Here is a 9,974-nt window from a genome sequence, read left to right on the forward strand (position 1 = left end):
AAATGACCTTTACATCGATGTTTCAAGGTTTCTAGCCCGATTGAAACTGTTGATACACGAGCGCGATACTTGCGATATCATAGTTGATAATCCTTTGGGATGGGTGACTTTAGGTTTGATTTCTCTATTTTTTGTTATTAGTCCAACTCTTTTGATTGAAAAAATAAAGGAATTAAAAGTTGAATGATTTTAATAACTTTCATTTTTTCTAACTCTTCTCAAATTACAACTAAAGCCGAAATTTAACCTCCGTCCGAAAGGTATAAATTTTTTCGGAAATTTAAATTGGGGCGCAAGCCTTGCGCCCCGACAAGTGACTCTTTTGAAATATCCCCGTATTTTTCAGGAAAAATTACAAAATTTGCGAGGGTTTCTGCTCGGTTTGGAAGCGGAAATTTTTCTCGATTTCGGTGAGATTGGGTTTGGGCATTAACCAGCGGCCGAATTGGCTGTAAAGGGCGGGAATCACGAGCAGCGTCAACGCCGTAGACGTGAACAAACCGCCTAAAACGACGATCGCCAACGGTTGCAAAATCTCGTTGCCGGCTCCGGTTGCGATCGCCAGCGGCAACATCCCCAAAGCGGAGGTAAACGCGGTCATCAAGATGGCATTGACGCGATCGAGGGAACCGCCGATAATGACATCTTTTAACTCCATTCCCCGGTAAAATTTTTGATTGTAATTGTCAACCAATAACAACCCGTTGCGGACGGCGACGCCGAACAGGGTAATAAAACCCACCAGGGAGGCGATGGAAATGACACCGCCGGTGAGGGCGATGGACAAAATGCCGCCGACGAGGGCGAGGGGTAAATTGAGCATGATAGCCACCGTCGCCGGGAGGGATTTCACCGAAAAGAACATCAAAATCGCGATCGCGATCGCCGCCAAAATGCTATAAAACAGTAAATTATTGGTGGCATTTTGCTCCGCTTCAAACTGTCCGCCGTACTGGATAAAATACCCCTCGGGCAATTGAACTTCCCGGCGAATTCGGGCTTGGATGTCGCCGACGACGCCGCCCAAATCGCGCTCCGCGACGTTGGCGGAAACCACGATCAACCGCGATACGTCCTCCCGATTCACCACGTTTGCACCGGTGCCGTAACCGACGTTTGCCACCGCACTCAGGGGGATGATTTCTCCGGTGGGAGTGCTCAGGGGGATGGCGCGAATCCCATCCAAACTGTTGGCGGCTTCTTCTGTCAGCGAAACGAAAATATCGATCAATTGTTGATTTTCCGGAACTTGGGAGACGACGCGGCCGTTGAGGGCCGTTTCCACCACCTCCGATAACCGTTCCATTGTCAATCCGTAAATTGCAGCCGCGGCGCGATCATATTCGATTTGAACTTGGCGGATGGGGAGTTGGGGTTCGAGTTGCAAATCCACCACCCCCTCGACGGGTTCGATCGCGTCCCGAACCTGTTCGCCGACTCGCCGCAATTCCGCCAAATCGGGGCCGAAAATTTTCACCGCGATCGCACTTCTGACCCCCGATAAAACCTCATCCATGCGGTGGGAAATAAACCCGCCGATATTGGGCGCCACTCCCGGCAGTTTCAGAAACGCTTCCCGCAATTCCGCGACGCTGGCTTCGCGATCTTTCAACGCCAAATCGCTCAATTCCACATCGACGTGGGCCATGTTCACCCCCGCCCCGTCCGCGTCGCCGGGGGAACGTCCGGCCCGCACCTGTACCCAGTCATAGAGGGGATTGCCCTCCAGGGACTTGGAAAGGGCCATTCCCGCCCGATTGGTCATGTCCAGGGAGACGCCGGGGAACAACACCATCGAGTTGACCATCGATTTTTCCTGGAATTCCGGCAGAAATACCCGTCCGAGAGAGGGGACGATCGCGATCGCGACAACCAAAGCGGCCAGGGCCAGTCCCAAAATCATCTGGGGCGCCCGCACCGACAAATTTAGCAGGGGACGATACAGCCGTTCGGCCCAGCGGGAGACGAAGGTGCCCTCCTGTGGCAGGGGGCGATCGGCCAGCAAAATCGCGCACAGGGCCGGTGAGAGGGTCATGGCGACCAGGGTGGAGGCGGCGATGGAGAGTAGGTAAGCCAGACCCATCGGGGCGAATATGCGCCCTTCCACCCCCGTCAGACTGAAAATCGGGGCGAATACGACGACGATAATCACCGTAGAAAAAATCACGGCCAGCCGCACCTGTACCGAGGTGTCGTAGACCACCTGAAAGGGGTGTTTCGGGTTGCCCCGGGCCTGGTTTGCCCGGAGTCCGCGATAGCAGTTTTCCATGTCCACGATCGCATCGTCCACCACCGACCCGATGGCGACGACCAATCCCCCGAGGGTCATGGTATTGATGCCCAAACCGAAGGCTTTCATGAACAGCAATCCGACAATCAAAGACAGGGGAATGGCACTCAAAGCGATCGCCGCGGTCCGCCAATTCATCAAAAATAGCAACATGATCACGGATACGACGATGATCCCCTGGACGAGGGAACCGCCGACGTTGCGGATGGCCGAATCGATGAAATTTGACTGGCGGAACGTCCGCGCGATCGCGACATCGGCGGGGAACGTCGGCTGCAGCGACTCCATCACCGCTTCCACCGCCTCGGTGACGGTGGGGGTGTCCACCTGCGGCTGTTTGTCGATCATCATCACCACGGCGGGTTGTCCGTTAAAACTGGCGTCGCCGCGCTTGAGTGCCGCCCCCGTCTTCACTTCGGCGACATCTTCGAGCAAAATGGGGATGCCGTCCCGGACCGTGACCGCCGATCGCCGCAAATCTTCGACGGACCGGATCTGGCCGATGCCGCGCACCAACAATTCCTGTCCGCCGCCGACTAAGAAACCGCCGGGGGCGTTGGAATTGGCGCCTCTGGCCGCGTCGGCGACTTCGGTGAGGGAGACATCGAGCGATCGCAGTCTTTCCGGGTCGATGAGCACCTGTTCCTGTCGTTCGTCGCCCCCGTAAATCGTGACTTTGGAAACGCCGGGCACGGACAAAATCTGGTTGCTGAGGGTGACTTCCACCCGGCGACGCAGGTCCATCAGCGAGGTTTGCCCCCCCGGTTCGACCGTGAAGGCGTACTGCAAAATCGTGCCCAGGGGGGACACCAAGGGCGAAATCTCTGGCGGGTGGGTCCCTTCTGGAAACTGGTTGGACACCTGTTGCAGCCGTTCGGCCACCGACTGCCGCGCTTTGTAGATGTCGGCGTCCGGGTCGAAAACGACCTGCACCATCGACAGTCCCACCTTGGAGGACGATCGCACCGTCGTCACCCCCGGCAGGCCGTTCACGACGCTTTCGATGGGGACGGTAATTTGGGTTTCCACTTCTTCGGGGGCGAGCCCCACCGCTTCGGTTTGAATGTCCACTTGGGGCGGCGCGAATTCGGGAAACACATCCAGCGGCATCTGCGTGACGCCGAACACCCCCCAAACCGTCACCAATATGGCGCCGACCACGACCGACCACCGGCGGGCGATCGCGGTTTTTAGGATGCGATCGAGAATTGAATTCAACATTTTTTTAGGGAGTAGGGAGTCGGGAATTGTAGGGGCGCAAGGCTTGCGCCCTCTGGAATTGATTCCCAAGCGGTTCGGATATTCAACCGGATGTGAGATGATTTGGCAATCAGAAACCATCTGCACATTTTCTCGCCCCCAAACCCCCAATTCTGGGGGCTTTGAACGGGCGGGATTTTTGCGAATTATTTCACACTGCTATTGTCTCGAACGGTTGGCGATCGCGAATCCCCCCACGACGAGCACCGCGCCGCCGCCGATCGCGGCTAAAATTCCCATCGGAAATCCGCCGGATTCTGGCGCCATTTCCTCGGGTTGCACCGCGACGATTTCATCGGTTTCGGTAGTCTCTTCGAGGGCGACTTCCTGGGCCGTCACTTCCTCGACCGGCGCCGCGGCGGTTTCCGTTTCGGCTGTTTGGGTTTTGCGGGATTCGGCGTAAAGCGACAAACTCCCCTGGGTCACAAGCGCCTCCCCGACGGACAATCCTTCGGTAATTTCCACTAACTCGCCCCGGGTTTCTCCCATCGTCACTTCCACGGGTTCATAAAAATTTTCATACTTCACAAAAACCAATTGTTTGCCGTCCGCATCCACGATCGCAGTGACGGGCACCGTGACGGCAAAACTGCCATCTTCGGCGGGTTGGATGGGCTCGACAATGATACCCAACATCGAATCCGTCTCGGGGTTGACCCGCACCCGGTCGATGCCTCCCGTGGCTTGGAATTCGTCTCCGTGTCCGACGTGGGACAGGGCGACGGTGGGCGCCCCGAAGGTCAAACCGAGGGTCAGAAGGCTCATGAGTGCGACGGATTTCATAGAATAACTCCTCACTTGAAACTGAACTGAACCGAAATTTTTAACAGTCTGCCACGGGGGAGATGAAATCGAGATGAAATGCGGTGGGTTTTGGTAGAATCGAGGTCGCGATCGCTTTTGGGGGACGATGCGGATTCTGCTGGCGGAAGATGAAACGGATTTGGGGACGGCCATCAAACAGGTTTTGGTGGGCGAAAAATATGTGGTGGATTGGGTGACGGACGGGACTCGGGCCTGGGATTATTTGGAAAGTCAGTGGACGGATTACACCGTGGCGGTTTTGGATTGGCTGCTGCCGGGGCTCTCGGGGCTCGAAATCTGTCGGCGGCTGCGATCGCGTCAAAATCCGTTGCCGGTGCTGATGCTGACGGCGTTGGGAGAACCGGAAAATCGCGTCGCCGGGTTGGATGCGGGGGCCGACGATTATCTGGTGAAACCGTTCGTAATGGCGGAATTGTTGGCGAGGTTGCGGGCACTCCAGCGGCGATCGCCCCAACTTCAACCCCAAACCCTCAGCGTCGGATCGTTTGCCCTCGATTATGATAATAATGCCCTGCACGTCGGTACGGGAAAAACGTCTCAAATTATCCCTCTGACGGTGAAAGAATTTCAGATCCTCGCCTACCTGATGCAAAATCCCGATCGCATCATTTCGGGCAGTAAAATTCGCCGTCAACTTTGGGATCTCGACGAAGAACCGATCAGCAATGTGGTGGCGGCACAGATGCGGCTGTTGCGTCGAAAATTGGCGAATTACAATTGCGACTGCCCCATCGAAACGGTTCCCGGCCAAGGTTATCGATTCAATAGGTTCCGATGAATACCCATCAAATGTTTCGCCGCAGCCGCATCCGTCTGGCCCTCTGGTACGCGATCGTTACCGGGGTGATTTTAAGTGTATCCGGATTGGGGATGTATCGATCGCTGGTTCGGTCGAATTGGGTGGCTTTGGAACGGGAAATAGAGTCCAACGCCGGGACGCTTCACGACAGTTTGGAACCCCTGCTTCCCCCCTCGGAAAATCCCACCAAAATTTTACAGAAAATCTTTCCGGATCTGTGTTCGGTTGGCAGAGATTGCGAGACTCGACCCTCTTTGATCGAACGGCACACCATCGGGATTAGCGATCGCGATCTGTACTACATCCGCCTGTTCGATCGCCGCGGCAGACTGCTGGCGTTTTCCCCCAATCAACCGCTGCCGTTACCGCAAAAAATTAACCCGGAATTGTGGCAAACGTTTCGCAGTTCCGAGGGGAATCGCTACCGCCAGTTTACCACAATTTTACACGGCAAAAGTAACTCCAATTCTTACTGGGGTTATCTGCAAATTGGGCGGACGTTAGAAGGCTTTGATGCCGAGGTGAGGCGAATTCAATTGATCCTGGCGATCGGATTTCCGATCGCCCTGAGTGTGGTGGCGATTTCGAGTTGGTGGCTGTCGGGATTGGCGATGCAACCGATTTACCGATCCTATCGGCAACAGCAGCAGTTCACCGCCGACGTCGCCCACGAATTGCGATCGCCGCCAGCCTTTTGGCGACGGTGGAAGCCATCCTGCGACTCCCGTCCGGCGATCGCAAAAATGTCGATATGATGTTAAATACGGTGGAGCGGCAGGGGCGGCGGTTGAGCCACCTGATCGCCGATTTATTGTTACTCAGCAGTTTGGAAAAAAATGGCGTTTCGGAACCGTTTCAACCCTGCTGTCTCAACGATATTATTGCCGATTTGTCGGAAGAGTTTTTGGAACTAGCGATCGCGTCCAATATTCGGCTATCCGCCCAGATTCCCGAGGAACAAATTTACGTTTCGGGACACGAACAGCAACTCTATCGATTGGTTTCCAATTTGATAGCGAATGCCATTCAATACACCCCCGACGGGGGGACGGTTGGCGTCAGTTTGAAGCGACGCGAACGCACGGCGGTTGTCGCGATCGAAGATAGTGGAATCGGCATTCCTGCGGGCGAACAGAACCGCATTTTCGAGCGCTTTTACCGGGTGGATAGCCACCGCTCTCGCAAAGCCGGGGGAACGGGACTGGGATTGGCGATCGTGCGGGCGATCGCCCTCAAACATCAGGCCCATCTCAAAGTCGAAAGTCAGCCCGGATGTGGGAGTATTTTTACCCTAGAAATAGCCGTTTTATCCGAGCCTATAAAAGACAATAAAAACTCCATAATTAATATTTAAAAATAGGCGAAATTAAAAGAGTAGTTTTTAAATCCAATGTTTCAAGTCAGGGCGCAAGCCAAGGCCCCCTACAATTCCCGACTCCCGACTCCCGACTCCCGACTCCCTAAAAAAAATTAAACCCCTCATTTTTCCTAAATAATCCGAAAACGATCTAGGAGAAATGGGGGTGACTTGGAAACCAAGGAGAGCATGAGATCCCATTGGTGGTCAGTTTAAGGGTAGCAACGCCAATTTGGCTATCTACCTTAAGACAGACTTCTAACTTTCCAGGGCATCTTTGGCATCTTCAGCCGCCCGTTTTGCCGAGGTTGTGGCATCTTCAGCGGTTCGCTTGGCAGATTTTGCCGTATCTTCGGCTGTTTCTTTTACCGTATTCGATGCGTTTTCAGCCGCCCGCTTTGCAGATTTCGCCGCATCCGCAGTATTTTCCTTAAGGTTATTCACCTTGTTGGGGGTTTCTTCGGCCACACCCTGACCCAAATCTTGGAACGATTCGCCGACATCTTTGGAAAGGTTTTTGACCCGTTCTCCCAAGGGTTTACCCTCTTGAAATTCCTCGGCGAAATCCTCGGGACTATTCACTTTGTCGATATTTTTTCTGGCATTTTCGGAGAGTTGGTTCGCCTTGGAAGCCGCGCGGCTGGCGTCCGTTCGGGCGGGCTGTTCCGAATTGGGATAGGCACCCACCTCCCCCTGGAAACCCTTGGTTTCGGGGGTGCCGCAGGCGGTGCTGATGACCAGCAGAGTACCCGCCAGAAATACGGTGACGAGATGCCGCAGACGAAGGGATTTGAGATAATGATATAAGCGTTTCACTTAAAAAATCTCCGCGAATTAACTTCTATGTTGAACAATGGAATCATTCCACCGCTATCAGCTTATAAAATCGCCGGGTAACTTTCCTCTATCGGAAGTGTGAACTCAACTTTGACAAACTCATTTTGTGGGCGATGCGGGGGACCCGATCGCTTTTGTATTTTTGTCATCTATCCGAAGCATGATCCCCCCGGATATTTTATTTTAAATGCCGGCTTAAGAGGATTGAGTAAACTCCCCGATCGCCCGAAACATATCCTGCAAATAGTCCGCCATTTCTTCGAGTTCCAAACTGACGATGCTGTAATCCAGCAACACTTGGCGGGTGGGCGTCCGTTCCTGGCGGGCGGTCAATTCTTCGAGGCGGGTTTTTTGCAGGGTTTCAAAGTGAGTTTTAAAGTCCATGAGGGGGGTTTGCAGGTCGGGAAGAGGCGGGGGGTGTTTTTTGATCTTGATGGCAATTTCTAGCTGTTCCAAGGCGAAATCGACGTGGCTGACGAAGGTTTCGATGTCGGGGTGGGGTTCGGTTCCGGTGAAGTGATTTAACGGGTCGATCAAAACGGCGATCGCACGGCTGAAGCGGGTCAAATTGAGCATCAACATCACACCCATTTCGATTTGATTTTGGGAGGTGTGGGGGTCGTCGATTAATTTTTGCAGGGACACTTGGGCGTTAAATTGGGCGAGTCGGTTTTGGTGGCGACATCGGGCGATCGCATCCGGGTCAATTTCCCGATCGCCGAAATAAGAAGTCATCACCGTTTTGAAATAGTGGCGTCCGGCCGCGATCGCCGTCGCCACGGCCGCCAAAAATCGTTTTTCCTCGCGATCGCGAAACAGAAAAAAAGCGGCCGCAAATGCCAACCCCGACCCGATCAAAGTGGCGACCACCCGGACCGTCGCCGCCCGGACATCTTCGGCCGACCGCAGTTGTTCCAAAAGGACGGCGTAAACCGTAATAAAAAACACCGCCAAGCCGTAGTTGAACCGCAGCAAAGAAAAGGCGACGGAAACGGAAATGACGGCGATCGCTTCCAAAATGTAAGTTTGAGGTATCGCGATCGCCAATAGAGGAGTCAGCAACGCTCCCAAAATCGTCCCCAAAATCCGGTGAAAAAATCGCCGATAGGTACTGCCAAAATCCGGCTGCAAAACCAACAAAACGGTCAGACTGATCCAAAACCCGTGGGGGATCGCTTCCAAAGTCGCGATCGCCACCCCGGCGGACGTGGCGACAGCGAGGCGGACGCCGTGGCGAAAATAGGCAGAATTGAAGGTAAAATTATCTCGCAGGGGCTCGAACGGGGGGGTTTTTGTGGGTTCGAGCAACACCGTTTCTCCCGGAGAGGACTCGGACGGTTCTCCGCCTGCCGTCGGTTTCATCTCCCAGAGGATGTGGGCACTGCGGTCTAACAGGCAGATCGTCCGATTCAAAATATTCACCAGGCGATCAACGGCGATCAAACCGGAATAGGCCTCGACGCGATCGCCGATCGTCCGTTGTTGCAGGTCTTTTTGTTGGTTCAAAGCCTCCGAAATTTGCCGCAGTCGGTCGCCGTCAATTCGGGCGGGTTGGTTGCGGGTGAGTTTCGCCAAATTTCGCAAATTCGAGGCAATTTTTTCCAGGGCATTATCGACCAAAACTCCCACCGTCATCTGTTGGGGATGGTCTCGGTGAATCGCCGCCACTTCGATCAAAGCGGAAACCGACATCATCAACCGTTCCGCATCTTGAATTAGCATCACCGCCGCCTGTCCGATCGCCGAATTGCCCCGCCGTCCCCTGCGGTTCAGGATGTAGGCGTCCTTGGCAATTTGCAGGGTTTCTCGCCACTGGGCGACCCCCCGGATTTCGTCGCCGGGGGAGTGATTGAGCACGAATTGAATGTAGTCCGCGATCGCTCCGTAACAGCGAGAAATCGCTTTTCTCAAGGGCAGATAGGGCCGCAGGGGCCACAAAATCAACCACAGGGCGATCGCCCAAATTCCCCCCGCAAACCCGACCGCCGACCGCTCCGCCGCCACTGCCAGATCGCCGGGGGGAAGGTGAATGGTAAATAAAAATAATATGCCGCTGACAATGCCCGCCATCACCCCCGGATGTCCGTAAATGGCGGCGTATCCCACCGCAAACATCCACAAAAAAGTGGCGAGTAATTTCACCGCCGCGATCGCCGAAACCAGGGTTCCCAAACCGATGGCAACGGTTCCGCCGACCAAAGTCGCGATCGCCGTTTTTGCCCGGGTTCCATAGGGACCGCCCACCGCCCCGAGGATGAAAAATACCCCGGTCAAACCGATGTAAAATCCCGTTTCCGGATAGCCCACCGCCCGACCGACCAAGGTGGGCACAGCCAGGGCGATCCCCGCCCGGATGCCCCGGTAAGCTTCGATTCGATTGGTAAATTGCCAGAGAAATTTAAACGGGCGATCGCGGTTTGTTTCCATAGGCACTCCGGCTCGAATCTCCGAAAAGTTCAGATCGGTTCCAACTCAGTTTGACACTCTCCGCGAAGACAGCGACGGAGATTCTTCTTTCAACGAGCCGACATAACGGCAATGCGGCTAAAGCCGCCGTGTCGCTTTTCCACTCCGCTCTAAAGAGACGGAGCTATCAAGCTCCCGAA

General features: G+C 54.6%; 8 protein-coding genes. 4 read left to right on the forward strand and 4 right to left on the reverse strand.

From position 1 onward, the window contains the following. A partial coding sequence (locus tag AC0QHF_RS01685) for a hypothetical protein (protein ID WP_324702450.1) occupies positions 1-187 on the forward strand: 187 nt, incomplete at its 5' end. A 165-nt stretch (positions 188-352) separates the two neighbouring features. Here AC0QHF_RS01685 and AC0QHF_RS01690 read toward each other — a convergent pair. Together AC0QHF_RS01690 and AC0QHF_RS01695 are read right to left on the reverse strand one after the other, a co-directional pair. Then, on the reverse strand, positions 353-3,511 hold the full coding sequence (locus AC0QHF_RS01690) for an efflux RND transporter permease subunit (RefSeq protein ID WP_324702451.1): 3,159 nt from the start codon (positions 3,509-3,511) through the stop codon (positions 353-355). Between the two features lie 198 nt (positions 3,512-3,709). Then, entirely contained in the window at positions 3,710-4,333 is a 624-nt protein-coding gene (locus AC0QHF_RS01695; protein WP_324702452.1) for a permuted SH3 domain-containing protein, read from the reverse strand. A gap of 127 nt (positions 4,334-4,460) precedes the next feature. Here AC0QHF_RS01695 and rppA point away from each other — a divergent pair, with 127 nt between their 5' ends. The 3 genes from rppA to AC0QHF_RS01710 are packed head-to-tail and all read left to right on the forward strand — an operon-like array spanning position 4,461 to position 6,528. Beyond that, a complete protein-coding gene (gene rppA, locus AC0QHF_RS01700) occupies positions 4,461-5,153 on the forward strand; it encodes a two-component system response regulator RppA (protein WP_324702453.1) in 693 nt (230 codons plus the stop codon). Beyond that, complete coding sequence (locus tag AC0QHF_RS01705; protein WP_324702454.1) at positions 5,150-5,929, forward strand: hypothetical protein; 780 nt, start codon at positions 5,150-5,152, stop codon at positions 5,927-5,929. Before rppA ends, AC0QHF_RS01705 begins: the two co-directional genes overlap by 4 nt. After that, a complete protein-coding gene (locus AC0QHF_RS01710; protein WP_324702455.1) occupies positions 5,878-6,528 on the forward strand; it encodes a sensor histidine kinase in 651 nt (216 codons plus the stop codon). The genes AC0QHF_RS01705 and AC0QHF_RS01710 overlap by 52 nt, the downstream gene beginning before the upstream one ends. Before the next feature lie 261 nt (positions 6,529-6,789). Here AC0QHF_RS01710 and AC0QHF_RS01715 read toward each other — a convergent pair whose 3' ends face one another. Next, on the reverse strand, positions 6,790-7,347 hold the full coding sequence (locus tag AC0QHF_RS01715) for a DUF6658 family protein (RefSeq protein ID WP_324702456.1): 558 nt from the start codon (positions 7,345-7,347) through the stop codon (positions 6,790-6,792). A gap of 216 nt (positions 7,348-7,563) precedes the next feature. Continuing rightward, the gene (locus AC0QHF_RS01720; RefSeq protein ID WP_324702457.1) at positions 7,564-9,795 is read right to left on the reverse strand and encodes an FUSC family protein; all 2,232 of its coding nucleotides are present in this window, start codon (positions 9,793-9,795) and stop codon (positions 7,564-7,566) included. Positions 9,796-9,974 lie beyond the last annotated feature (179 nt).

Source organism: Lyngbya sp. CCY1209 (assembly GCF_055795065.1).

Coding starts and splice junctions, on each gene's coding strand:
- AC0QHF_RS01695 (WP_324702452.1), bottom strand. CDS start 4,333: ATGAAATCCGTCGCACTCATGAGCCTTCTGACCCTCGGTTTGACCTTC.
- rppA (WP_324702453.1), top strand. CDS start 4,461: ATGCGGATTCTGCTGGCGGAAGATGAAACGGATTTGGGGACGGCCATC.
- AC0QHF_RS01690 (WP_324702451.1), bottom strand. CDS start 3,511: ATGTTGAATTCAATTCTCGATCGCATCCTAAAAACCGCGATCGCCCGC.
- AC0QHF_RS01705 (WP_324702454.1), top strand. CDS start 5,150: ATGAATACCCATCAAATGTTTCGCCGCAGCCGCATCCGTCTGGCCCTC.
- AC0QHF_RS01720 (WP_324702457.1), bottom strand. CDS start 9,795: ATGGAAACAAACCGCGATCGCCCGTTTAAATTTCTCTGGCAATTTACC.